A 23,463-nucleotide genomic window follows, 5' to 3' on the forward strand; every position below is an offset into this window, starting at 1 on the left:
ATGCCGGCGTTCGACGGGGGCGAGGACGACCGCCTCGCCCCCGTGACCCCCCTGTTCGGTGCGCAGCCCGACGCGGCGGCGTGGCATCCGGCGTGGCGGAGCGACGCGCACGTGGAGTCCGCGACACCGGAGGATGCGGAGCCCGGCGCGGATCGCTTCGCCGATGCCGAGCGGGCACTCCTGCGCCGCCTCCGCACCCGGCAGCTGTCGGTCTCCGAGGCACGGACCTTCCTGCTCACCGGTGCCGCCCTGGAGCGCCCGGAGGCAGACGCTCTCCTCGAGGACTTCCTTCGCCGCGGCTATCTGGACGACACGGCGCTCGCGGAGCAGCTGATCCACGCCGCGACGCAGCGCAAGGGGCAGGGCCGGCGGGCGATCGCGCAGGCGCTGTCGGCGCGCGGGATCTCCCGCGAGGTCTCCGACGCCGCGTTCGAGGAGCTGCCGGATGACGACGCCGAGCGCGCGCTCGAGTTCGCCCGCACGAAGGCCCGCCAGCTCGGCCGCTACGACGACGACACCGCCCTGCGCCGGCTCATGGGCCAGCTCGCCCGCCGCGGCTACTCCGGGTCTGTCGCCGCCACGGCGGCGCGGGCTGCCCTGGCGGAGAATCGCTCCGGCGGCGGAGTGCGATTCCGCTGACGCGTTCGGCGGCGCCGCACCGTGGCCTCTATGCTCGGCGGTGTGGCCCGCTCGCACCGCTCGCACCGTCGGCGGTGGCCCATCGTCGTCGGCGTCGTGGGGGCGATCGTCGCTGCGGCGGTGGTGGTGGGCATTCCGTTGTGGAGTGCCCAGATCCTGCTCACTCCCCACCACAGCCTCACCACGGCGGCCGGCACGGTCGTGGCCGTCGGTGCGGACGAGATCACCCTCACCCACACGGATGCCGGAACGCGGGAGGGAACATACGGCCTCACGTGGTCGGACGAGCAGGGCCGAATCGCGGGGGAGGCGGTGGTCGGGCCCATGCTGTGGACCGACGGCGCCACCATCACCCGGAGCTTCGTGCCCACCGATGCCGTGCCCGCCGTCGGCACCAAGGTCGATCTGAACCCCAACATGTGGACCGGTGACCCGCGCACCGCGCTCGGGCTGGAGTACCGGGACGTGGACATCGAGGGCGAGCTCGGCGCGATGCCGGCATGGCTCGTGGAGGGCGACGGCGACACGTGGGTGCTGTTCGTGCACGGGATCGACGGTCTCCGCCAGAGCGGCCTGCGCCCGTTGGCCACACTCGCCGAAGCGCGGCTGCCCACCCTGTTGATCTCCTACCGCAACGACGCGGGCGCCCCGGCGAGCCCCAATGGCCTGATCAGCCTGGGCGAGCGCGAATGGCGCGACCTCGAGGCGGCCGCCGACTACGCCCTCGCGCACGGCGCGGAGAATCTCATCCTGTACGGGGACTCCATGGGCGGGAGCATCGTCACGCGGTTCCTGCACGAGTCCGCGCACGCCGACCAGGTGGTCGGCATGGTGCTCGATGCTCCCGTGCTGGACTGGTCCGCGGTGATCGACGGACAGGCGGAGCGCCTGCATCTCAGCGCCCTCGCACCGCTCGTGCGGCTGGTGGTGCAGTGGCGCGGCGACCTGTCGCTGACGCCGCTGGACGAGCTGGACCAGACGGCGGCGTTCGAGCGCCTGCCCGTGCTCCTGTTCCAAGGGCTCGCCGACCCCCTGGTGCCGCACGCCGACAGCGCCGCCTTCGCCGCGTCGCTGCCGAAGGCACGGTACGTGCCGGTGCCCGGCGCCGGCCACATCCAGAGCTGGAACGTCGATCCGGAGGGCTACTCGGCACATCTGTCCGAGTTCATCCGGCCGTTCGCCCCGGACCTCTCGCCGTAGGGCGGAGCCTGCGCGAGGATGAGGGCATGTCGATCCACGTCGCGGGGCTGACGAAGCGCTACCGGGACCGCCTCGCCGTGGACGGGATCTCCTTCGACGTCCCCGACGGTGCGGTGTTCGCGTTCGTCGGCACGAACGGGGCCGGCAAGTCCACGACCATCGGGTGCCTGACCACCGTCCTGCCCTTCAACGCCGGCGAGGTCCGCGTCCTCGGGTACGACGTCGCACGCGAGGGGAACCGGGTACGCGAGCGCATCGGCGTCGTCTTCCAGGACTCCGTGCTCGACCCGATGCTCACGGCGCGGGAGAATCTGCGCTTCCGCGCCCGTCTGTCGCACCTGGACCGCGCCCGCATCGCCGCGCGCATCGATGACGTCACGGCCCTCATCGGGCTCGAGGACGTGCTGGACCGTCCGTACGGGGCGCTCTCGGGCGGGCAGCGCCGCCGCGTGGATGTCGCCCGCGCGCTCCTGCACGAGCCGAGCGTCCTGTTCCTGGACGAGCCGACCGCGGGGCTGGATCCGGGCAGCCGTGCGCTCGTGTGGCGCACTCTGCATGCACTGCGCGCACGCGGAGACCTCACGATCTTCCTCACGACGCACTACCTCGAGGAGACCGAGGAGGCCGACCGCGTGTGCATCGTCGACGCCGGCCGCATCATCGCCGACGACACCCCCGCACGCCTGCGCGCACAGCACAGCCGCAGTATGCTCACGGTGCGCACCGACGACCCCGACGCGCTCGAGCGGGACGCGCGCGCGGGCGGCTCCGTGCCGGTGCGCGACGGCGAGCAGATCCTCATCCCGGTCGCCGACGCCGCCGTCGCCCGCCGTCTGCTCGCCGCGCACGGCGACCACGTCCGCGACTTCGAGTTCCGGCACGGCCGCATGGACGACGTGTTCCTGGCGCTCACCGGCCGCAGCGCGGAGGCCGTTCTTCCGCGACCGGCTGAACGTGTTCTTCTCGCTGCTGGGCGCGCTCATCCTGTTCCTCCTCTACACGCTGTTCCTCGGCAACCTGCAGACGCAGGATCTGGCGGACTCACTGCCGGGGGCCTCCGACGCCGACGTGCAGGCGTTCGTGGACAGCTGGATGTTCGCCGGCATCGTTCTGATCACCACCGTGACCACGGGGCTGGGCGGCACGGCCATCCTCACCGACGACGGCGCCTCCGGGCGGTTCCGGGACTTCCTGGTGTCTCCCGTGCGCCGCAGCCAGCTCGTGCTCGGCTACCTCCTTTCGGCCACCGCCGTGGCGCTGCTGCTGTCGCTGTTCGTGCTGGTCGTGTCGGTCGTGTACCTCGGCGTCGTGCGCGGGCTCTGGCTGCCGGTCTCCGCCGTCGCCGCGAGCGCCGGCATCGTGGTGCTCTCGTGCCTCGCCTTCACGGCCCTGTCCGCGCTCATCGTCAGCTTCGTCCGCACCAACGGGGCGTTCTCGGCGCTGGCGACGATCGTCGGCACCGTGCTCGGCTTCGTCGCTGCCGCCTACATCCCCATCGGCGTGTTCCCGGACGTGGTCGCCTCCGTCGTCGCCGCCCTCCCGTTCGCACAGGCGGGGATGCTGCTGCGCCGGGAATTCTCGGAAGGGTCGCTCGCGATCATCACGGGCGTATCCCCGGAGGCCGAGGAGGTGCTCCGCGCCCTGTACGGCCTGGACCTGAAGGTGGGGGACTGGGCGGTGCCGGTGTGGTTCGTCGCGGCGGTGCTCGTCGCGCTCACGCTGGTGTGCACGACGCTGTCCGCGGCACGCATCCGCCGCCGCATCCGCTAGGGCGGGGCCGGCGGCGGTCGAACGTAGAATGGCACGCATCATGACACCGCCCTCCAGCGCCCCCACGCTCATCGCGCCGTCCGCCGCGGCCAGCGACCTCGACGGCCGCCCCCGCACGTACGAGGTGCGCACCTTCGGCTGTCAGATGAACGTGCACGACTCCGAGCGGCTGTCCGGCTCCCTCGAGAGCGCGGGCTACGTGCGTGCCGCCGCCGGCGAGGAGGCCGACGTCGTCGTCATCAACACGTGCGCCGTGCGCGACAACGCCGCCGGCAAGCTGTACGGCACCCTCGGGCACCTGAAGTCGCGCAAGGACGTGCATCAGGGCATGCAGATCGCCGTGGGCGGGTGCATGGCGCAGATGGACAAGCAGGCGGTCCTGGACAAGGCGCCGTGGGTCGACGTGGTGTTCGGCACCCACAACATGGGCTCGCTCCCGAGCCTGCTCGAACGCGCCCGCCACAACGGCGAGGCGGAACTGGAGATCCTCGAGTCCCTCGAGGTGTTCCCCTCGACGCTGCCCACCAAGCGCGACTCCGCAGCCAGCGGGTGGGTCTCGATCTCCGTCGGCTGCAACAACACGTGCACCTTCTGCATCGTCCCGAGCCTGCGCGGCAAGGAGAAGGACCGCCGTCCCGGCGACATCCTCAGCGAGATCCGGATGCTGGTGGACGACGGGGCGATCGAGGTCACGCTGCTCGGGCAGAACGTGAACTCCTACGGCGTGGAGTTCGGCGACCGGCTCGCCTTCGGCAAGCTCCTGCGCGCGGCCGGGGAGATCGACGGGCTCGAGCGGATCCGGTTCACCAGCCCCCATCCGGCGGCCTTCACCGATGACGTCATCGCGGCGATGGCCGAGACGCCCGCCGTCATGCCGTCGCTGCACATGCCGCTGCAGTCCGGCAGCGACCGCGTCCTCAAGGCGATGCGCCGGTCCTACCGCAGTGAGCGGTTCCTGGGGATCCTCGATCGCGTCCGCGAACGCATGCCCCACGCCGCCATCACCACCGACATCATCGTCGGCTTCCCCGGCGAGACCGATGAGGACTTCGAAGACACCCTGCGGGTGGTGGCCGCCTCCCGGTTCTCCAGCGCCTTCACCTTCCAGTACTCCATCCGCGCCGGCACGCCGGCCGCGACGATGCCCGATCAGGTGCCCAAGCACGTCGTGCAGGAGCGCTACGAGCGGCTTCTCGCGCTGCAGGAGCGGATCTCGCTGGAGGAGAACCAGCGCCAGCTCGGCCGCGAAGTTCAGGTCCTCGTCTCCACGGGGGAGGGCAAGAAGGATGCCGCGACGCATCGCCTCACCGGCCGGGCGGAGGACAACCGGCTGGTCCACGTCGAGGTGCCCGCCGGCTCCGCCGTTCCGCGTCCCGGGGATGTCGTGACCGCCGTCGTCACCCACGCCGCGCCGTTCCACCTGCTCGCCGACAGCCCCGACGGAGCACCCCTGCGCGTGCGCCGCACGCGCGCCGGCGACGCGTGGGACCGCGCGCAGGCGGACTCCTGCGGCGTGCCGGCGGCACCGGCCGCAGCATCCGGTCCGCGCCCGGTCTCGCTCGGGCTCCCGGTCCTCCGCGTCGGAGAGTGAGCACGCCGCGCCTGTGGGCCGTCGTCGGCGCCACCGGCACCGGCAAGTCCGCCCTCTCGCTCGCCCTCGCCGAGGCCCTAATCGCGTCGGGGCGTGCCGCGGAGATCGTCAACGCCGATGCCATGCAGCTGTATCGCGGCATGGACATCGGCACGGCGAAGCTCCCCGTCACTGAGCGCCGGGGCATCCCGCACCACCTCCTGGACGTCCTCGACGTCACCGAGGAGGCCGCGGTGGCGTGGTACCAGGATGCGGCGCGCGCGGCGATCCGCGGGATCCACGAGCGGGGCGCCGATGCGATCCTCGTGGGGGGCTCGGGGCTGTACGTCTCTGCCGTGATCCACGACTTCCGCTTCCCCCCGCGCGACCCGCAGGTGCGCGCGCGACTGGAGGCGGAGCTGGCCGAGCACGGTGCCGGCGCCCTGTTCGCACGCCTGCGCGAGGCCGACCCCGCCACCGCAGCGCGCGTCGATCCGGCCAACGGCCGCCGGATCGTGCGGGCCCTGGAGGTGCTCGCGCAGGGGGAGGCCACCCACGGCGCCGCGCTTCCGGACAAGCCCACCCCATGGCATCCCGGCACGCACGTGATCGGCGCGCACATCGAACGCGCCGAGCTCGTGCCGATGCTGGATGCCCGCGTGGAGGGGATGTGGCGGGCGGGGCTCGTCGATGAGGCGGAAGCGCTGCGCGCGCGGGGGCTCGAGGAGGGCGTGACAGCTCGACGTGCGATCGGCTACGCGCAGGCGCTCGCCCAGCTGCGCGGCGAGGTCACCGCCGACGAGGCGATCGCACAGACGCAGGCACTGACCCGCCGCTACGCGCGACGTCAGGTGTCGTGGTTCCGCCGCTACGCCGACGTGACGTGGGTCGACGCGCGCACGGCCGACTCGGCCGCGCTGGCCCGCCGGCCCGCCCCATAGACTGGACGGATGCCGCTCACGCTCCCGTTCACCAAGGGCCACGGCACCGGGAACGACTTCGTCGTGATCGCCGATCCCGACGGCGACCTCGACCTGTCGGACGCGCAGATCGCGACGCTGTGCGACCGCCACTTCGGCATCGGGGCCGACGGGGTGCTGCGGGTGGTGCGCTCCACCGCGATCGAGGAGGGCGCGGACGCCGTGGGCGCGGAGTGGTTCATGGACTACCGCAACGCCGACGGCTCGAAGGCGGAGATGTGCGGCAACGGCACGCGGGTGTTCGCGAAGTATCTGGTCGACGCGGGTCTCGCCGACATCGACGGCGGGCTGCGGATCGGCACGCGCGCGGGCGTGAAGACCCTCACCCGTAGCGACGACGGCTTCGAGGTCGACCTCGGTGCGTTCGCCATCGAACCGGGGGAGACCCTCGTGCGGGCCCGAGGACTGGACGTCGCGCGCCCCGGCGTGGGCGTGGACGTGGGCAACCCGCACGTCGTGGTGGCGCTGTCCTCGCTCGCCGAACTCGAGGGCCTCGACCTCGCCTATCAGCCGCTGCTGGAACCCGCGCCCCGCCACGGCGCCAACGTGGAGTTCGTGGTGCCGGCCGACCCGCTCGTGCGCGACGGAGTGGGGAGCCTGCGGATGCGCGTCTTCGAGCGCGGAGTGGGGGAGACCCTCAGCTGCGGCACCGGGGTGGCCGCCGCGGCACTGGCCGCGCGGCATTGGGCGGGACCGGCGGCGCCGGACCGGTGGATCGTCGACGTGCCGGGCGGGCGCCTGGGCGTCCGTGTGCGCGAGGGCGACGTGCTGCTGTCGGGCCCGGCATCCCTCGTCTTCTCGGGCGAGGTCACGCTCGCCTGATCAGGGGAGCGCGATCGTGCCGGTCTCGGGGGTGCCGTGCTTGCGGACCTTGAGCACACGGTATCCGCGCCCCGTCGCCGCCCTGTGCACGCCGTAGCCGCGCGGGAACGTCGCGGCCAGCCACCGCTGGAGCGAATCCGAGCCGAGGTTCCGCTGCACCACGAGCCACGCGTCCGATCGTTCGTCCAGGCGCGGTATCCAGCGCTCGAGCATGCTGTGCAGCTCGTTCTTGCCCACGCGGATCGGCGGGTTGGAGCGGATGGTGCGGAACTTCACGTCGTCGGGAACATCCTCGGGACGCGCCGCGTTGATGTTGGGGAGTCCCAGTTCCTCGGCATTGCGCCGCACGAGGTCCAGGGCCCGTTCGTTGACGTCGACCGCCCACACCGTGGCGCGCGGCGATTCCAAGGCAAGTGTCAACGCGATCGGGCCCCAGCCGCAGCCGAGATCGAGGAAGTGGCCGCCGGAGGGCGGCGGGGGCGTGTGGGACAGCAGCACCGCGGTGCCGGCGTCGAGCCGGTCGGGGCTGAAGATTCCAGACGCCGTCGTCACTTCCCGATCCTGTCCCGCCAGCGGGACGCGGATGCGGCGCAACTGCGTGGGACTCGAAGGCGACGCGCTGAAGTAGTGGTCGCTCCCCATGCCGAGAGCGTAGCGGAAGAGTCTTGGCGCAGGGGGAGAGTTAGAGTGCAGGGATGCGCCGGGTGACACCGCCCGGGCGGCATGATTCCGCGGAAAAGGATGAGATGACGGACACCACCACACCCCGGAACGGGCAGGACTCGCTCGTCGACGGCACGCACGGGGCGGACACGGATCCCGTCGAGCGGGTTCTCGCACGCGCCGACGCGCGTTCGGGGGTCCGCGTGTTCGGAGCCGCTCAGGCTCTGCAGGACGAGACCACGGTCGCCTACGACGACACCGACGGCGATCAGTGGGACCGTGAGGAGCGCGCTGCGCTGCGTCGCGTGGTCGGGCTCTCCACGGAACTCGAAGACGTCACCGAGGTCGAGTACCGCCAGCTCCGGCTGGAGAACGTCGTGCTCGTCGGCGTGCACCCCCAGGGGTCGCAGGAGGATGCCGAGAACTCGCTGCGCGAGCTCGCCGCCCTCGCCGAGACGGCCGGCGCGGTCGTGATGGACGGCGTGCTGCAGCGGCGGCCGCATCCGGACCCCGCCACCTACGTCGGGCGCGGGAAGGCGCAGGAGCTGCGCGACATCGTCGCGGCGGTCGGCGCCGACACCGTCATCGCCGACACCGAGCTCGCCCCCAGCCAGCGGCGTGCCCTCGAAGACGTGGTGAAGGTCAAGGTCATCGACCGCACGACGGTGATCCTCGACATCTTCAGCCAGCACGCCAAGAGCCGTGAGGGCAAGGCGCAGGTCGAGCTGGCGCAGCTGGAGTACCTCCTGCCGCGTCTGCGCGGGTGGGGTGACTCGATGAGCCGCCAGGCCGGTGGCCAGGTCGGCGCCGGCGGTGCGGGCATGGGCTCGCGCGGACCCGGTGAGACGAAGATCGAGCTGGACCGCCGCCGCATCCGTACGCGCATGGCGCAGTTGCGCCGGCAGATCCGCGACTTCGCACCCGCGCGCGACGCCAAGCGCGCCGAGCGCAAGCGCAACGTCATCCCCGCCGTCGCGATCGCCGGCTACACCAACGCCGGCAAGTCGAGTCTGCTCAACCGCCTCACCCGCGCGGGAGTGCTGGTGGAGAACGCGCTGTTCGCGACGCTGGATGCCACGGTGCGCCGGTCGCAGACCTCAGACGGGCGCGTGTACACGCTGACCGACACGGTCGGGTTCGTCCGCAACCTGCCCCACCAGCTGGTCGAGGCGTTCCGCTCGACGCTGGAAGAGGTCGGCGACGCCGACGTCATCGTGCACGTCGTGGACGGGTCGCACCCCGATCCCGCGGCCCAGCTGGCGACGGTACGGGATGTCATGGGCGACGTGGGCGCGCGATCCACGCGTGAGATCGTCGTGTTCAACAAGGCCGACCTGCTCGAGCCGGACACGCGGATGGTGCTGCGCGGGCTGCAGCCGGACGCGCTGTTCGTCTCCTCGCGCACGGGCGAGGGCATCGAGGAGCTCCGCGCCGAGATCGAGGACGCCCTGCCGCTGCCGGCGGTGGAGGTGCGCGCCGTCGTCCCGTACGACCGCGGGGAGCTCATCTCCGCCGCGCACGAGTCCGGCCTGATCCTGGCGCAGGAGCACCGCGCCGAGGGCACGTTCCTGCACGCGCACGTCGGGGAGCGCCTCGCCGCCGAGCTCGCCCCCTTCGCGTCCTGACCCTGTCCCACGCGACGAGAGTGCATCGCCTCGGCGAGAGTGCACCGAATATGGTGCCGGTTCGCCGGGACGATGCACTCTCGGAGGTCAGAAGGGCAGTGGTGCGTGGTCGGTGGGGACGAGGAGGATCCCGACCACCAGGCCCTGGTCATCCACCGCGACGCGTCCGCTGATCTCGCCCGCCTCGCACACGAGCGTCGTCGCGCCCACGACGGTGCCCACGACGGCATCATCGTCGGTGAGCACTTCTCCGCCGCCGGGCACCTCCACGCGTGTGTTCTGGAACCCCTGGAGGGCCCCGACCTCGCCGAGCACGGTCCGCCACGTCTCCGCGATGGTCTCGGCGGGGAGCTCCCGCGCCGTGACCGGATGCATCGCCTGGGACAGGCCCGCGTGATCGCCCGTGGCGATGAGGGTGAACACGTGCTCGGTGAGGGTGCGGACATCCGCCACTCCTCGCCGCACCAGCGGCTCCCCGCCCACCGGATCCACCGGCTTGCCGAATCTCTTGAATGCTGCCTGCCTGGTCATTCCCAATTCCTTCCCGATGTCCGCCCATGTCCGGCCCGCCGCCCGCGCCGCATCCACGGCGGCTTCCAGGCGCTCGCGGGCGACACGGACCGCGTCCTGTGCTTCCCGGATCTCGTCCATGCGCGTCCGTCAACCAGAAGTTGACAGCGGCGTCAACCAAACGTTGACGCGAGCGGGTGTCAGGACAGGAGGAGCGGCGGGACGCCGGGGGTGTCGAACCCGAAGACCTGGCCGAGGAAGGCCAGCTCGCTCTCGAGCGCGTGCACGATCGTCTCGGCACGGCGGAAGCCGTGCCCCTCGCCCTCGTACAGCACGTACGCGTGCGGGATGCCCCGAGCCACGAGCGCGTCGCGGATGGCCTCCGCCTGAGCCGGTGGGACCACCGCATCCTCCGCGCCCTGCAGGATCAGCAGCGGCACGGTGAACCCCTCCGGATGGCTGAGCGGCGACCGCTCGCGGTACACATCCTCGGCCTCGGGGAGCGGCCCGATGAGCCCGTCGAGGTACCGTGCTTCGAAGTCGTGCGAATCCTCGGCGAGGGCGCGGGCGTCGCCGACGGCGTAGCGGGCGACGCCGGCCGAGAAGACATCCGTTCCGACGAGCGCGGCCAGGACCGTCCAGCCGCCGGCCGAGCCGCCGTCGATCGCGAGGCGCGCGCCGTCGGCGTCACCGCGCGCGACGAGCGCGCCGGCGGCAGCGGCGACGTCCTCGACGTCGACGATGCCCCATTGGCCGCGCAGGCGCTCGCGGTAGGCCCGGCCGTAGCCGGTGGAGCCGCCGTAGTTCACGTCGAGGACCCCGATGCCCCGGCTGGTGAAGTACGCCGTCTTCGCCGACGCGGCCGGACCCACGTGAGCGGTCGGGCCGCCGTGCACGAGCACGAGGTAGGGCGGGCGTTCGCCCGGCGTCCCCGTGTGCTCGGGGTTCGTCGGCGGGTAGGCGAAGGCGTGCACGGGGCCGCGCGGGCCGTCGGCCGTCACGGCCTGCGGCCGCGGCATCCACTCCTCCGGCAGGACAGCGGCCCCGCCGGTGATGAGCGCGGCGGGCGCATCCGTGTCGAGGTCGACCAGCCACAGCCCGCCCTGGGACGTCGTTCCGGAGCCGGACACGAGCACGCGCCGGCCGCGGGCGTCCTCGATGAGGGCGCCGGAGGTCACCGGAACCGGGAGGATCCGTGTGCGATCTCCGACAACGGCGACGATCTCGTCGGCACCGTTCGTGCGCACCGCGACGAACCCGCCGTCCACCGGCGCGAACCACCGCGACCCCAGCACCCACAGGCCGCCGCCGGTGTCGGCATCGGCGGGGGCGAGCGGATGCGGCGTACCGCCCAGGTGCGTGCGCCACACGTTCCAGCGTCCCGTGCGGTCGTCGAGGAAGGTGAGTTCGTCGTCCCCCGTCCACTCCGGCTGGAGGGGAGCGGAGCCCTCGCCGCCGGCGACGACGGTCCACGTGCGCACGGCGTCGTCCTCGAGCGTCCCCGTCCGAAGCTCGGCGCGGTCCCACGGCATGTCCGGATGGTTCCACGCGATCCACGCCAGCTGCGTCCCGTCGGGCGACAGGGTCGGCTGCGCGACGAAGTCGCTGCCCGCGACGAGACTGCGCACCGCTGCGTCATCGGCGGCGGCGGAGCCGTCGAGGGGGATCGTCACGATGTCGCGCAGCGGCGTGCGCGCGTCGCCGTCGCTCTCGCGCACCGCCAGCAGGATGCCGGCCTGGATGCGCAGCCCGCCGTAGCGCACGCCGTCGCGCGGTGGCGTGAGCGGCCGGGGCGCTGCGCCGGGGCGCAGCGACCACACGCGGCCGTCGCTCTTCTCGACGTACGTCAGTTCACCGGCGTCAGTGACCGCCCACGCGCCGCCGCCGTACTCGTGCACGCGCGAGCGCGCGTTGCCGGGGGCGGGCAGGACGTCCGAGACGGTGCCGTCGGTCCGGCGTCGTCGGACGGTCGTCCGGCCGCCCTCCTCCGGCACGGTCTGCCCCCACCAGATCTCGTCGCCCACGAGACGCGCCCCGTCGATGCGGGGCGATGCCGTCGCGACGGCGTCGGCGGACAGCGGGGACGGCCAGGATCCGAAGGGCAGGGGAGTCGGCATCCCGTCAGCCTAGGCGCCGCCCACGGTCCTCGGGATGCGTGTGCGGGCGCGCTCGCGCACGGCGATCAGACGGCGCGCAGCACCGCCACGACGCGACCGAGGACGACGGCGTCGTCGCCGAGGATCGGCTCGAAGGCGGAGTTGCGGGGGAGCAACCACGTGTGACCGTCGCGACGGCGGAAGGTCTTCACGGTCGCCTCGCCGTCGAGCATGGCCGCGACGATCTCGCCGTTCTCCGCCGTGGCCTGCGAACGCACGACGACCCAGTCGCCGTCGCAGATCGCCGCATCGATCATGGAATCGCCGGAGACCTTCAGCATGAACAGGTCGCCCTTGCCGACGAGCTGGCGGGGGAGGGGGAAGATCTCCTCCACGTGCTGATCGGCGGTGATGGGGACTCCCGCCGCGATGCGTCCGACGAGCGGCACGAGAGCCGCGTCGCCGAGGGCCGGCGCGGTGTCGGCGGGATTCTCGGCGGCGGTGCCGGGGAGGTCGATCAGCACTTCCATCGCGCGCGTCTTGCCCGGGTCGCGGCGGAGGTAGCCGCTGAGTTCGAGCTGGTTGAGCTGGTGGGTGACGCTGGAGAGCGACTTCAAGCCGACGGCGTCGCCGATCTCCCGCATGCTCGGCGGGTAGCCGTGCCGTGCGATCGAACGCTGGATCACCTCGAGGATCGCCAGCTGCTTGTCACTGAGGCTCTTCCGCCGGCGTGTCTGCGGCTTGTCGCGAGCGGTCGCGTCGGTCATTCTCGTGCTCCCTCCCGTGCCCGCCTTGGCACCGGTCTTCGAATGTCGGAGGTCCGTGATGGTCTTCCGTTGTCGAAACCGTATCCGGTATCGGGCTGCGGATCACGCTGCACCACGCGTGTCGCGTTCGATCCGTGTCCGACATCGGAACGATTGACATCCCCACAGTATCGAAGATAGATTCGGAATACAGGTTCGCATCCGGCCCTCCCGGCCGAGGGTCGGGTGCGAACCTTCCGCCAGAGGAGGAGCCATGGCCACCATCGCGAGCGTCGCCCCCACCACCCGTCTGCGTCTGACGGCCCGCGGCCGTCGGCTGCTGGCCGGCCTGGCCGCGCTGCCCGCCGCCATCGCCATCGCCCTCGCCGTGCTCGGCGGTGGCGCAGCTCTCGCCTCGGCCGAGGGCGGCGCGCCGGCCGGCACCTTCACCGAGATCACGGTCATGTCGGGGGAGTCGCTGTGGTCGATCGCACAGGATCTCGCCCCCCACGCCGACCCGCGGGACGTCGTCGAGGACATCGCGCGTCTGAACGTGCTGGAATCCTCGACGGTCTCGGCCGGTCAGCGCCTGGCCATCCCGGTGGAGTACGCGCCGCAGTCATAGCCGGCCGCCTCGCCGTAGCATGGGAGGAATGACGACCCGGTTGGACGATCTCCCGCTCCGCGACGATCTGCGCGGCCTCGTGCCGTACGGCGCACCGCAGGCGCCGCTGCCCATCGCCCTGAACGTCAACGAGAACACCCACCCGGTGCCCCAGGAGGTCGCCGACGACATCCTGGACTCGGTGGCCCGGGCGCTGCGGGACATCAACCGGTACCCCGACCGCGAGTTCACCGCGCTGCGGGAGGCTTTCGCCGGCTACCTCGGGCACGGTCTCACGGCCGAGCAGATCTGGGCGGGCAACGGCTCCAACGAAGTGCTGCAGCACCTTCTGCAGGCCTTCGCCGGTCCCGGGCGGACGGCCTTCAGCTTCGCGCCGACCTACTCCATGTACCCGCTCCTCACCCGCGGCACCGGAGCGCAGTGGATCGCCGGCGAGCGCGCCCACGACTTCACCGTCTCGCCCGAGTCGGCGGCGACGCAGGTGGCGCAGGTGCGGCCGGATGTGGTCTTCCTGTGCGCGCCGAACAACCCGACCGGAACGCCCATGGGGCTCGATGTCATCGAGGCCGTCTACGACGCCACCGACGGGATCGTCATCGTCGATGAGGCGTACCAGGAGTTCGCTCCGCGCGACGAGCGCTCGGCACTGACCCTCCTCCCGGGGCGTGAGCGCCTCGTGGTGTCGCGCACCATGAGCAAGGCGTTCGCGTTCGCCGGCGCGCGCGTGGGTTACCTCGCTGCCGACCCCGCCCTCGTCGACGCGCTGCGTCTGGTCCGCCTGCCCTACCACCTCAGCGGACTGACCCAGGCGGCCGCGCTCGCGGCGCTGGCCCACGCGCCGGTCATGCTCGGAATGGTGGACGAGATCGTCGCGCAGCGCGACCGCATGTCGGCGACCCTCGCCGCCCTGGGGTACACCCCCTACGACTCCGGGACGAACTTCGTCCTGTTCGGCGGCGTGGACGACCCGGCCCGGACCTGGCGGGAACTGTACGACCGCGGCATCCTCGTCCGCGACGTCGGCATCCCACACCACCTGCGTGTCACCGCCGGCACCGAGGAGGAGACCACCGCGTTCCTGGACGCCCTGGCCTCGGTAGGATCGAAGGTATGACCGCATCAGGCGCGCCGCGCACAGCGACTCTGCGACGCGCGACGAGTGAGTCCACCGTCGAGCTGGAAGTGAACCTCGACGGCACCGGCGTGAGCGAGATCTCCACGAGCGTGCCGTTCTACGACCACCTGCTCACGGCGTTCGCGAAGCACTCCCTGACCGACCTCACCGTGCGGGCCACCGGCGACACGCACATCGACGCGCACCACACCGTGGAGGACGTCGCGATCGTGCTGGGCGACGCCATCCGTCAGGCCCTGGGCGACAAGGCCGGCATCACGCGGTTCGGCGACGCGCTCGTGCCGCTGGACGAGGCGCTCGTGCAGGCCGTCGTGGACATCAGCGGCCGTCCCTACCTCGTGCACACCGGCGAGCCGGCCGGGTTCGAGTACCACCTCATCGGCGGCCACTTCACCGGCTCCCTCGTGCGGCACACGTTCGAGGCGCTCGCCTTCCACGCCGGCCTCACGGTGCACGTGCGCGTGCTCGAGGGCCGCGACGCCCACCACATCGCCGAAGCGGAGTACAAGGCGTTCGCGCGCGCGTTCCGTCAGGCCAAGTCGCTGGACCCGCTCGTGGAAGGCATCCCCAGCACGAAGGGTGCGCTGTGACCGACCGGCCGGTCGTCGCTGTCCTGGATTACGGCTCGGGCAACGTCCACTCCGCGGTGAAGGCGCTGGCCGCCGCGGGCGCCGACGCGCGACTGACCAGCGACCGTGGCGTCATCCGCGATGCCGACGGCCTCGTCGTGCCCGGTGTCGGTGCGTTCCGCGCCGTCATGGAGGCGTTGCGGGAGAGCCGCGGCGACGAGGTCATCGATCGCCGCCTCGCCGGTGGCCGGCCCGTCCTGGGCATCTGCGTCGGCATGCAGGTGCTGTTCGGGCGCGGAGTGGAGCGCGGTATCGACACGGAGGGGCTCGGGGAGTGGCCCGGTGCCGTGACCGAGCTCGACGCGCCGGTGCTGCCGCACATGGGCTGGAACACCGTCGAGGCCGGCGAGGGATCACGCCTATTCGCCGGCATCGAGTCCGAGCGGTTCTACTTCGTGCACTCGTTCGCCGCGCAGCAGTGGCAGCTGGAGGTCATGCCGCCCTTCCCCGCGCCCACTCTGACGTGGTGCTCCTACGGCACGCCCTTCCTTGCCGCGGTGGAGAACGGTCCGCTCTCGGCGACCCAGTTCCACCCGGAGAAGTCCGGCGAGGCCGGCATCAAGCTGTTGTCCAATTGGATCGGCGGCCTGCGCAGGGATAGCCTCTGAGCTTGTGCCCCGCGCGGGTGCCCGCCTTCCGTTCGCCCGAGGAGCCATGAACGATTTCGCCTCCAGCCCCGAGCTGATCCTGCTGCCCGCCGTCGACATCGCCTCCGGGAAGGCCGTGCGCCTGACCCAGGGGGAGGCCGGCACCGAGACGAGCTACGGCGACCCCGTCGATGCCGCCGTGGAGTGGGCGCGACAGGGCGCGAAGTGGATCCACCTCGTGGATCTGGACGCCGCCTTCGGGCGCGGAAGCAACGCCGCCGTCCTGCGCAAGGTCATCAAGGCGGTCCGGGGCGTCCAGGTCGAGCTCTCCGGCGGCATCCGCGACGACCGGTCCCTGGAGGCGGCGCTGGACAGCGGCGCCGCCCGGATCAATCTCGGCACGGCTGCGCTGGAGAACCCGGAATGGGCCGCCGACGTGATCAGCCGCTACGGCGATGCGATCGCCGTCGGTCTGGACGTGCGCGGCACGACCCTCGCCGCCCGGGGCTGGACCCGTGACGGCGGGGACCTGTGGACGGTGCTGGACCGGCTGGAAGAGGCGGGGTGCTCGCGGTACGTCGTGACCGACGTCACCAAGGACGGCACGCTGCGCGGCCCCAACCTGGAGCTCCTGCGCGAGATGACCTCGCGCACGCCGAAGCCCATCGTCGCCTCCGGTGGCGTGTCGAGCCTCGACGACATTCTCGCGCTGCGCGATCTGGTGCACCTGGGCGTCGAGGGCGCGATCGTGGGGAAGGCGCTGTACGCGGGCGCCTTCACGCTGGCTGAGGCACTGGATGTCGCCGGAGGCTGATCCGGGCGCCGATTCGGCGGGGGTTCCGTGGGAGGGCCGCCGGTTCGAGTCGAACCCGCACGCGGGGGATGACGGATCGGCCGATCCGGCGCTCCTGGCGGCGCTCACCGCCTTCCGTGCGGGGGAGGGCGACGCCGTCGCGGTCGTCGAGGCGTACCGGAGCGCGCGGCTGCTCATCCCGCTGATCGCGGAGAAGGGCGACTCCGGCGTGGGCGCGCACGGGCTCGAGGTCGACAAGACGCAGGAACTGTCCATCGTGACGGTGGCCGCCCCGGACGGGCGCAAGGTGCTCCCCGTCTTCACCTCGGTGGCCGCGATGGGCCGGTGGGATGCCGCGGCCCGCCCGGTGCCCGCCGAGGGCGTGCGCACGGCGCTGGCCGCCGCATCCGATGACACCGACCTCATCGTGATCGATCCCGGCTCGGAGACCGAGTTCGTCCTGCGGCGCCCCGCGGTGTGGGCCATCGGGCAGGGCATCGCGTGGGAGCCCAGCCATGTGTCGGCGGAGGTGTTCACGGGCCTGCAGGCGTCCATCTCCGGCGAGCTGGCCGTGCTCGACCTCGCCGTCGAGCCGGGTGACCCGACGGCACGGCTGCGGGGTCCCGAGCTCGTCGTGCACCTTCAGCTCATGCACGGGCTCGCGCAGGAGGAGCTGGATGCCGTGCTCGCCCGCGTCGCCCGCCGGTGGGCGGCCGATGACCGCATCGCGGTGCTCGTCGACTCCCTGACCGTCAAGCTGCACCGCTCCCCGTAATCCTCTCGGGAGTCTCGGGGGAAGGGCTTACGTGACGGGCCCCGTCCACTTCTCGCCCGGCCCCTTGCCGATGGGGTCGGGGAGCGGGGAGGCCTCGCGGAAGGCCAGCTGCACGGAGCGCAGGCCGTCGCGCAGCGAGCGGGCGTGCATGTCGCTGATCTCGGGGGCGCCGGCGGTGATGAGGCCCGCGAGGGCGTTGATGATCTTGCGGGCCTCGTCCAGGTCGGTCTGGTTCTCGGGGTCGTCGGCCAGCCCGACCTTCACCGCGGCGGCGCTGAGCAGGTGCACGGCGGTGGTCGTGATGACCTCCACGGCGGGGACGTCGGCGATGTCGCGGGTGGCGGATGCGGCGGCGCGCTCCTGCTCCTCCCAGCGGGCCAGGCGCTCGGTCTCGGGGTCGGGGGTGGGCTCACTACCGGGGATCGTGTGCACAGCGTTCTCTCTGTTAGACTATGGCGGGCTCCGGAGCGTTCTGCTTCGGACGAAAGAGGATTCCATCCCACCCGTTCGCCGCTCCAGGCTACCGGGTCCACGCACTCCGCCCCGTCCCCGGGGCTGTTCGGGTGCGAGAAGCCGGCGCTGATCGCGTCGTGCCGGGTGGCGTGCGTTTCCTCTTCGCTCACGTCGCACCCGCGGCGTGGGAGCCGACAGTCGCAGAAGAGGAGTTCCGCATCAGCGATCCCCGCACCAACGACCGCATCCGCGTCCCCGAGGTCCGCCTCGTCGGACCCGCGGGTGAGCAGGTCGGCGTCGTCCGCATCGAGGTGGCGCTGCGCCTGGCCCAGGAGGCCGACCTCGATCTCGTAGAGGTGGCCCCCAACTCGAAGCCGCCCGTGGTCAAGATCATGGACTACGGCAAGTTCAAGTACGAGGCTGCGCAGAAGGCCAAGGAAGCGCGTCGCAACCAGGCGAACACCGTCCTCAAGGAGGTCCGGTTCCGTCTGAAGATCGAAGCGCACGACTACATCACCAAGCTCAAGCGCGCCGAAGGCTTCCTGCAGGCCGGCGACAAGGTCAAGGCGATGATCCTGTTCCGCGGTCGCGAGCAGTCGCGCCCCGAGCAGGGTGTGCGTCTCCTGCGCAAGTTCGCCGAGGACGTCGCCGAGTTCGGCACGGTCGAGTCGAACCCGACCATCGACGGTCGCAACATGGTGATGGTGGTCGCACCGCACAAGAACAAGTCCGAGGCGAAGGCCGAGCAGAACGCCCAGCGCGCTGCCAACAAGGAAGCCGCCCGTTCGGCCGCTCGCGGCGACGCGCCGGCCGAGGGCGACACCGACGCGCCCGCCGAAGCACCGGCCGAGTAAGGCCCCCCGAACTCCCGCCCGAGCGGGAACCACAACGAAGGAAGAGAAATGCCGAAGCAGAAGACCCACTCGGGTGCCAAGAAGCGTTTCAAGGTCACCGGCAGCGGGAAGATCATGAAGCAGCAGGCGAACCTCCGCCACAACTTCGAAGGCAAGCCGACCAAGCGCACCCGTCGCCTGTCGCAGGACCAGGTCCTCGCCAAGGGCGACGCGAAGGTCGCCAAGAAGCTCCTCGGCATCTGAGCGCCGACGCACGTTAGGAAGTAGAAGAAATGGCTAGAGTCAAGCGGGCCGTCAACGCCCACAAGAAGCGTCGCGTCATCCTCGAGCGCGCGTCCGGCTACCGCGGACAGCGTTCGCGCCTGTACCGCAAGGCGAAGGAGCAGGTCACCCACTCGCTCGTCTACGCGTACCGCGACCGCCGCAAGCGCAAGGGCGACTTCCGCCGCCTGTGGATCCAGCGCATCAACGCCGCCGCGCGTCAGAACGGCATGACGTACAACCGGTTCATCCAGGGCCTGGGCCTGGCCGGCGTGCAGGTGGACCGCCGCATGCTCGCCGAGCTGGCCGTGCACGAGCCGGCCGTGTTCGCGTCGCTCGTGGAGACCGCGAAGAACGCGCTGCCCGGCGACGTCAACGCCGCCAAGACCGCGTAGCACCGCGCACGAGACAGGGGCGTCCTCCACGGAGGGCGCCCCTTCCGCGTGCCGGGACGTGTCGGGGAGAGCCGGGGCGGCCCATACACTGAAGGGGTGCTGGAGAATCCGCGGTCACCGCGCGTGCGAGCCGTCGCGAAACTGAGCAAGCGCAGCGCGCGCCAGGAGACGGGACTGTTCCTGCTGGAAGGTCCCCAGGCCGCGCGGGAGGCCCTCGCGTGGGTCCCCGGGAGCGTTGTGGAGCTGTTCGCGACGCCCACCGCCGTCGAACGGCATGCCGATGTTCGGGATGCCGCGCACGCCGCCGGCATCGAGATCCAGTTCACCAGCGAGGACGTCCTGGACGCGATGGCGGACACCGTGACGCCTCAGGGGATCGTCGCCGTCGCCCAGCAGGCTCCCACCGCGATGAAGGACATCTTCGCCGCCGGCCCGCGCCTCATCGCGATCTGCGAAGAGGTGCGCGACCCCGGGAACCTCGGCACGATCATCCGCGCCGCCGATGCCGCGGGCGCCGACGCCGTGGTGCTGACCGGTCGCACGGTCGACCCCTACAACCCCAAGGTCGTGCGCGCGAGCACCGGATCGCTGTTCCACCTCCCGGTGGCGGTGGGGGCCGAGCTCTCCAGCGCCGTCGAGCGCGCCCACGCGGCCGGCATGCGCGTCATCGCCGCCGACGTCGGCGGCGCCGACTTCCTCGAATCCCGCGCGGTGCTCGCCGAGCCGACCGCGTGGCTGTTCGGCAACGAGGCCCGCGGGCTCGAGGAGGATGCGCTGGCCCAGGCCGACCTGGCGCTGCGCCTGCCCATCTACGGTCGCGCGGAATCGCTGAACCTGGCCACCGCGGCGAGCGTGTGCCTGTACGAGACGGCCTTCGCGCAGCGTGCGGGGGAGGCCTCCGAAGACCGCGGTGCTGTTACAAGTCGGTAAAGCCCCGCAGCGTCGGCTGGTTGCCGGTGCCGCGCACTCCTAGGGTGTAACCATGGAGACCTCCGACTCCCGCGCCAGCGGCGACCCCCTTGTCGTGCTCACGGACGTCCAGAAGCACTACGGCGACTTCCAGGCACTCAAGGACATCAACCTGACCGTGCACCGCGGCGAGGTCGTCGTCGTGATCGGTCCGTCCGGATCCGGGAAATCGACCCTGTGCCGCACGATCAACCGGCTGGAGACCATCTCGTCCGGCTCGATCACGGTCGACGGGCGGGAGCTGCCCAAGGAGGGCAAGCCCCTGGCCGAACTCCGGGCCGACGTCGGGATGGTCTTCCAGTCGTTCAACCTGTTCGCCCACCTCACGATCCTGGAGAACGTGACGCTCGGCCCGATCAAGGTGCGCGGGAAGAAGAAGGCCGACGCCGAGCGGGAGGCGCACGAGCTCCTCGAGCGCGTGGGCGTGGATGCGCAGGCCAACAAGCTGCCCGCACAGCTGTCCGGCGGGCAGCAGCAGCGCGTCGCGATCGCGCGGGCGCTCGCGATGCGTCCGAAGCTCATGCTCTTCGACGAGCCCACCAGCGCGCTGGACCCCGAGATGATCAACGAGGTCCTCGACGTCATGGTCGGACTCGCCCGCGACGGCATGACCATGATCGTCGTGACCCACGAGATGGGCTTCGCCCGCAAGGCCGCCGACCGCGTGGTCTTCATGGCCGACGGCCTGATCGTCGAGGAGCAGCAGCCGGAGGGCTTCTTCACCTCCCCGCGCTCGGCGCGGGCCAAGGACTTCCTCTCCAAGCTCATCACGCACTGACCCCGTCCATCCACAGCAGATCCCACAAGGAGTTCTCACATGCGAAAGTCCCGGATCCTCACCGGCCTCGGCCTGGCCGCCGTCGCCATGATCACCCTCGCCGGTTGCAACAGCGGCTCGCCCAGCGCCGGATCCGGCGGAGGCGGCGAACAGACCGGCGGGGACGAAGCCCTGTGGGAAGTCGCCACCGAGGTCGACCTCGAGGGCAGCCCCACGTACGACCGCATGGTCGAGCGCGACGGCGTCATCGTCGGCGTCAAGAACGACCAGCCCGGGCTCGGCTACGAAGACGCCGCCAGCGGTGAGCGCACCGGCTTCGACGTCGACATCGCGCGCTGGATCGCCGCCTCGCTCGGCTTCGACGAGGACCAGATCGACTACGTCACGATCCCCTCCGCCAACCGCGAGCAGGCGATCGTGAACGGCGACATCGACTACTACGTCGGCACGTATTCGATCACCGACGCGCGCAAGCAGCAGATCGACTTCGCCGGCCCGTACTTCATCACGGGTCAGGGCCTCCTGGTCGCCGCCGACGACGACTCGATCAACGGCCCCGACGACCTCGAGGGCAAGATCGTGTGCTCCGTGACGGGGTCGACCCCGCTGCAGCGCATCCGTGACGAGTACAACCCGGGCGACGCCGTGGAGTACGACACGTACTCGCAGTGCGTCGAGCAGCTGAAGGCCGGTTCGGTGGACGCGATCACGACGGATGAGGCGATCCTCGCCGGCTACGTCGCGCTCGAGCCCGACGTCCTGAAGATCGCCGGCGAGCCCTTCAGCGAGGAGCGCTACGGCGTGGGCCTGGAAAAGGGCGACAGGGCGATGAAGGACTACATCAACGCCCTGTTCACCGACGGCGGCGACGTGTGGACCGCGCTGTTCGAGCAGCACCTCGCCCCCGCGGGCATCGAAGCAGAACAGCCCGACGTAGAGCAGTGAGTTCCCGGGGGCGGCGCACCTGCGCCGCCCCCGCCTCAGCCGTTGTGGAAGGAAAGGATCGCGCATGGGTGTCATCACCGACAATCTCGACCTGTGGTGGACGTTCCTGCTGGGCACCCTCTTCCTCTTCGTGGCAGGAGGCGCCCTCGCCCTGGTCCTGGGCACCATCGTGGGCGCGATGCGCGTGTCTCCGATCCCGGTCGCCCGCGCCGTGGGCACCGTCTACGTCAACACCATCCGGAACACACCCCTGACGCTGGTGTTCTTCGCCTTCTCCTTCGCGCTGCCGCCGCTGCTCGGTCTGCGCCTGACGCAGTCGGTCTCCGTCACGCTGGCGGTGTGCGCCCTGGGCGTCTACACCGCGACGTACGTGGCCGAGACCATCCGCTCCGGGATCAACACCGTGCCGGTCGGCCAGGCCGAGGCGGCACGTGCGCTGGGGCTGACGTTCGGTCAGGTGATGGGCAGCGTCGTCATGCCGCAGGCGTTCCGCTCCGTCATCCCGCCCATGATGAGCGTGTTCATCGCCCTGCTGAAGAACACCACCGTGGCCGCCGGCTTCTCCGTCATCAACCTGGGATCCATCCGCAACTACCTCAGTGAGCGCGGCGAGAACCAGTTCGTCGTGATCCTGTGGGTCATGGTCATCTTCGTCGTGCTGGTGCTCGTGCTGTCCTGGCTGCAGCGCACCCTGGAGAACCGCTGGAGGATCGCGCGATGAGCAGTGTCCTGTACGACGTCCCCGGACCCCGCGCGATGGCGCGCAACCGCGTCCTGGGGGTTCTGACGGTCCTGGTGGTCCTCGCCGTCCTCGGCTTCTTCGTGTGGCGGCTTGCGGCGACCGGGCAGTTCACGGCGCAGAAGTGGTCCGCGTTCACCTACACCAACGTGTGGATCAACATCGGACAGGCCACGCTGCGCACGCTGGCGGCCTTCGCCACGGCGGCGGTCGGCGCCCTCGTCCTGGGCTTCGTGCTCGCGATCGGACGTCTGTCCGACCACGCCTGGGTGCGCGTGCCGTTCACGGTCGTGATCGAGCTGCTGCGTGCCGTGCCGGTGCTCATCTTCATGTTCCTGCTGTACTACGGCTTCCCCGTGATCGGCGTCCGGATGGAGCCCTACTGGGCCGTCGTGATCGCGTTGATCGCCTACAACGGATCCGTGCTCGCGGAGGTCTTCCGCGCCGGTGTGGAGTCGCTGCCGCGCGGACAGAAGGAGGCCGGCTACGCGATCGGCCTCCGCAAGTCCGGCGTCATGCGGCTCATCCTGCTTCCGCAGGCGATCCGCGCGATGCTGCCGGTGATCATCGCGCAGCTGGTCGTGACGCTCAAGGACACCGCGCTCGGGTTCATCATCACCTACCCGGAGCTGCTGTTCTACGCCAAGTTCCTCGGCTCGCAGGCCAGCATCGGCTCCCCGATCATCCCCGCGACCATGGTGGTCGGTGCCATCTACATCGCGCTGTGTCTCGCGTTGTCGGGCGTGGCGACCCTCGCCGAGAAGCGCCTGCGCCATTCGCCGCGCGCGGTGAACGTGGCGGGGGCGAACCAGCCCACGCAGGAAGTGACCGACACCGAGCTCATCGTCGCTCAGCGCGGACTCGGCAAATACGACGGAACGAACACCGGCACCGGGATCTAAGC

At 71.2% G+C, this 23,463-nt stretch carries 26 protein-coding genes and 1 pseudogene; 22 read left to right on the top strand and 5 right to left on the bottom strand.

Translation table 11 applies throughout. From position 1 onward, the window contains the following. The 7 genes and pseudogenes from E4K62_RS06180 (at window position 1) to dapF (ending at window position 6,981) form a co-directional block, all read left to right on the top strand. Complete coding sequence (locus E4K62_RS06180; protein ID WP_135064954.1) at window positions 1-639, top strand: regulatory protein RecX; 639 nt, start codon at window positions 1-3, stop codon at window positions 637-639. A gap of 42 nt (window positions 640-681) precedes the next feature. Next, the gene (locus E4K62_RS06185) at window positions 682-1,839 is read left to right on the top strand and encodes an alpha/beta hydrolase family protein (protein WP_167747745.1); all 1,158 of its coding nucleotides are present in this window, start codon (window positions 682-684) and stop codon (window positions 1,837-1,839) included. Between the two features lie 26 nt (window positions 1,840-1,865). Continuing rightward, a pseudogene (locus E4K62_RS18860) lies at window positions 1,866-2,291 on the top strand (ABC transporter ATP-binding protein); the annotation flags it as partial. A gap of 502 nt (window positions 2,292-2,793) precedes the next feature. Then, the gene (locus E4K62_RS06195) at window positions 2,794-3,609 is read left to right on the top strand and encodes an ABC transporter permease (protein ID WP_240742835.1); all 816 of its coding nucleotides are present in this window, start codon (window positions 2,794-2,796) and stop codon (window positions 3,607-3,609) included. Between the two features lie 40 nt (window positions 3,610-3,649). Beyond that, entirely contained in the window at window positions 3,650-5,200 is a 1,551-nt protein-coding gene (miaB, locus tag E4K62_RS06200; RefSeq protein WP_135064960.1) for a tRNA (N6-isopentenyl adenosine(37)-C2)-methylthiotransferase MiaB, read from the top strand. Next, window positions 5,197-6,120, top strand: coding sequence for a tRNA (adenosine(37)-N6)-dimethylallyltransferase MiaA (miaA, locus tag E4K62_RS06205; protein WP_135064963.1), 924 nt, complete (start codon window positions 5,197-5,199; stop codon window positions 6,118-6,120). The genes miaB and miaA overlap by 4 nt, the downstream gene beginning before the upstream one ends. A 9-nt stretch (window positions 6,121-6,129) precedes the next feature. Continuing rightward, window positions 6,130-6,981, top strand: coding sequence for a diaminopimelate epimerase (gene dapF / locus E4K62_RS06210; RefSeq protein ID WP_135064966.1), 852 nt, complete (start codon window positions 6,130-6,132; stop codon window positions 6,979-6,981). Here the strand turns inward: dapF and E4K62_RS06215 are convergent, their stop codons facing one another. Beyond that, window positions 6,982-7,623 carry a class I SAM-dependent methyltransferase gene (locus tag E4K62_RS06215; RefSeq protein ID WP_135064969.1) on the bottom strand — a complete coding sequence of 214 codons (642 nt, stop codon included), beginning with the start codon at window positions 7,621-7,623 and terminating at the stop codon, window positions 6,982-6,984. A gap of 104 nt (window positions 7,624-7,727) precedes the next feature. Here E4K62_RS06215 and hflX point away from each other — a divergent pair, with 104 nt between their 5' ends. Then, window positions 7,728-9,269 (top strand): GTPase HflX, encoded by a 1,542-nt coding sequence (hflX, locus tag E4K62_RS06220; protein WP_135064972.1) that lies wholly within the window; start codon window positions 7,728-7,730, stop codon window positions 9,267-9,269. Between the two features lie 87 nt (window positions 9,270-9,356). Here hflX and E4K62_RS06225 read toward each other — a convergent pair whose 3' ends face one another. The 3 genes from E4K62_RS06225 to lexA form a co-directional block, all read right to left on the bottom strand. Then, window positions 9,357-9,920, bottom strand: coding sequence for a hypothetical protein (locus E4K62_RS06225; protein WP_135064975.1), 564 nt, complete (start codon window positions 9,918-9,920; stop codon window positions 9,357-9,359). Window positions 9,921-9,979: 59 nt separating this feature from the next. After that, a complete protein-coding gene (locus tag E4K62_RS06230; protein WP_135064978.1) occupies window positions 9,980-11,896 on the bottom strand; it encodes a prolyl oligopeptidase family serine peptidase in 1,917 nt (638 codons plus the stop codon). A 65-nt stretch (window positions 11,897-11,961) separates the two neighbouring features. Beyond that, on the bottom strand, window positions 11,962-12,642 hold the full coding sequence (gene lexA / locus E4K62_RS06235) for a transcriptional repressor LexA (RefSeq protein WP_135064981.1): 681 nt from the start codon (window positions 12,640-12,642) through the stop codon (window positions 11,962-11,964). A 253-nt stretch (window positions 12,643-12,895) separates the two neighbouring features. Here lexA and E4K62_RS06240 point away from each other — a divergent pair, with 253 nt between their 5' ends. Genes E4K62_RS06240 through E4K62_RS06265 form a run of 6 tightly spaced genes read left to right on the top strand, consistent with a single transcriptional unit; the run spans window position 12,896 to window position 17,165 of the window. Further along, on the top strand, window positions 12,896-13,246 hold the full coding sequence (locus E4K62_RS06240; RefSeq protein WP_135064984.1) for a LysM peptidoglycan-binding domain-containing protein: 351 nt from the start codon (window positions 12,896-12,898) through the stop codon (window positions 13,244-13,246). 28 nt (window positions 13,247-13,274) lie between these two features. After that, window positions 13,275-14,360, top strand: a complete 1,086-nt coding sequence (locus E4K62_RS06245) for a histidinol-phosphate transaminase (RefSeq protein WP_135064987.1) — start codon at window positions 13,275-13,277, stop codon at window positions 14,358-14,360. After that, window positions 14,357-14,971, top strand: a complete 615-nt coding sequence (hisB, locus tag E4K62_RS06250; RefSeq protein WP_135064990.1) for an imidazoleglycerol-phosphate dehydratase HisB — start codon at window positions 14,357-14,359, stop codon at window positions 14,969-14,971. Before E4K62_RS06245 ends, hisB begins: the two co-directional genes overlap by 4 nt. Continuing rightward, on the top strand, window positions 14,968-15,618 hold the full coding sequence (hisH, locus tag E4K62_RS06255; protein ID WP_135064993.1) for an imidazole glycerol phosphate synthase subunit HisH: 651 nt from the start codon (window positions 14,968-14,970) through the stop codon (window positions 15,616-15,618). The genes hisB and hisH overlap by 4 nt, the downstream gene beginning before the upstream one ends. 46 nt (window positions 15,619-15,664) lie before the next feature. Beyond that, complete coding sequence (priA, locus tag E4K62_RS06260; protein WP_135064996.1) at window positions 15,665-16,411, top strand: bifunctional 1-(5-phosphoribosyl)-5-((5-phosphoribosylamino)methylideneamino)imidazole-4-carboxamide isomerase/phosphoribosylanthranilate isomerase PriA; 747 nt, start codon at window positions 15,665-15,667, stop codon at window positions 16,409-16,411. Next, window positions 16,395-17,165: an SseB family protein gene (locus E4K62_RS06265; protein ID WP_135064999.1), complete on the top strand. Its 771-nt coding sequence runs from the start codon at window positions 16,395-16,397 to the stop codon at window positions 17,163-17,165. Before priA ends, E4K62_RS06265 begins: the two co-directional genes overlap by 17 nt. A gap of 27 nt (window positions 17,166-17,192) precedes the next feature. On the opposite strand, the gene E4K62_RS06270 is transcribed toward E4K62_RS06265, so the two are convergent. Next, on the bottom strand, window positions 17,193-17,597 hold the full coding sequence (locus E4K62_RS06270) for a DUF1844 domain-containing protein (RefSeq protein ID WP_135065002.1): 405 nt from the start codon (window positions 17,595-17,597) through the stop codon (window positions 17,193-17,195). Between the two features lie 239 nt (window positions 17,598-17,836). Between E4K62_RS06270 and infC the strand changes: the two genes are divergently transcribed. The 8 genes from infC (at window position 17,837) to E4K62_RS06310 (ending at window position 23,461) form a co-directional block, all read left to right on the top strand. After that, window positions 17,837-18,472 carry a translation initiation factor IF-3 gene (infC, locus tag E4K62_RS06275; RefSeq protein WP_135071010.1) on the top strand — a complete coding sequence of 212 codons (636 nt, stop codon included), beginning with the start codon at window positions 17,837-17,839 and terminating at the stop codon, window positions 18,470-18,472. Between the two features lie 48 nt (window positions 18,473-18,520). Beyond that, complete coding sequence (rpmI, locus tag E4K62_RS06280) at window positions 18,521-18,715, top strand: 50S ribosomal protein L35 (protein ID WP_135065005.1); 195 nt, start codon at window positions 18,521-18,523, stop codon at window positions 18,713-18,715. Between the two features lie 29 nt (window positions 18,716-18,744). Further along, on the top strand, window positions 18,745-19,128 hold the full coding sequence (gene rplT / locus E4K62_RS06285; protein ID WP_135065008.1) for a 50S ribosomal protein L20: 384 nt from the start codon (window positions 18,745-18,747) through the stop codon (window positions 19,126-19,128). Between the two features lie 96 nt (window positions 19,129-19,224). Further along, window positions 19,225-20,058, top strand: coding sequence for a TrmH family RNA methyltransferase (locus E4K62_RS06290; RefSeq protein ID WP_135065011.1), 834 nt, complete (start codon window positions 19,225-19,227; stop codon window positions 20,056-20,058). Between the two features lie 52 nt (window positions 20,059-20,110). Then, the gene (locus E4K62_RS06295) at window positions 20,111-20,875 is read left to right on the top strand and encodes an amino acid ABC transporter ATP-binding protein (RefSeq protein ID WP_135065014.1); all 765 of its coding nucleotides are present in this window, start codon (window positions 20,111-20,113) and stop codon (window positions 20,873-20,875) included. A gap of 39 nt (window positions 20,876-20,914) precedes the next feature. Continuing rightward, complete coding sequence (locus E4K62_RS06300) at window positions 20,915-21,820, top strand: glutamate ABC transporter substrate-binding protein (RefSeq protein WP_135065017.1); 906 nt, start codon at window positions 20,915-20,917, stop codon at window positions 21,818-21,820. Between the two features lie 64 nt (window positions 21,821-21,884). Next, window positions 21,885-22,541, top strand: a complete 657-nt coding sequence (locus tag E4K62_RS06305) for an amino acid ABC transporter permease (protein ID WP_135065019.1) — start codon at window positions 21,885-21,887, stop codon at window positions 22,539-22,541. Further along, window positions 22,538-23,461, top strand: coding sequence for an amino acid ABC transporter permease (locus E4K62_RS06310; RefSeq protein WP_135065022.1), 924 nt, complete (start codon window positions 22,538-22,540; stop codon window positions 23,459-23,461). The genes E4K62_RS06305 and E4K62_RS06310 overlap by 4 nt, the downstream gene beginning before the upstream one ends. Window positions 23,462-23,463: the final 2 nt, after the last annotated feature.

Origin of the sequence: Microbacterium wangchenii, from assembly GCF_004564355.1 — a bacterium.
GTDB classification, from domain to species: domain Bacteria; phylum Actinomycetota; class Actinomycetes; order Actinomycetales; family Microbacteriaceae; genus Microbacterium; species Microbacterium wangchenii.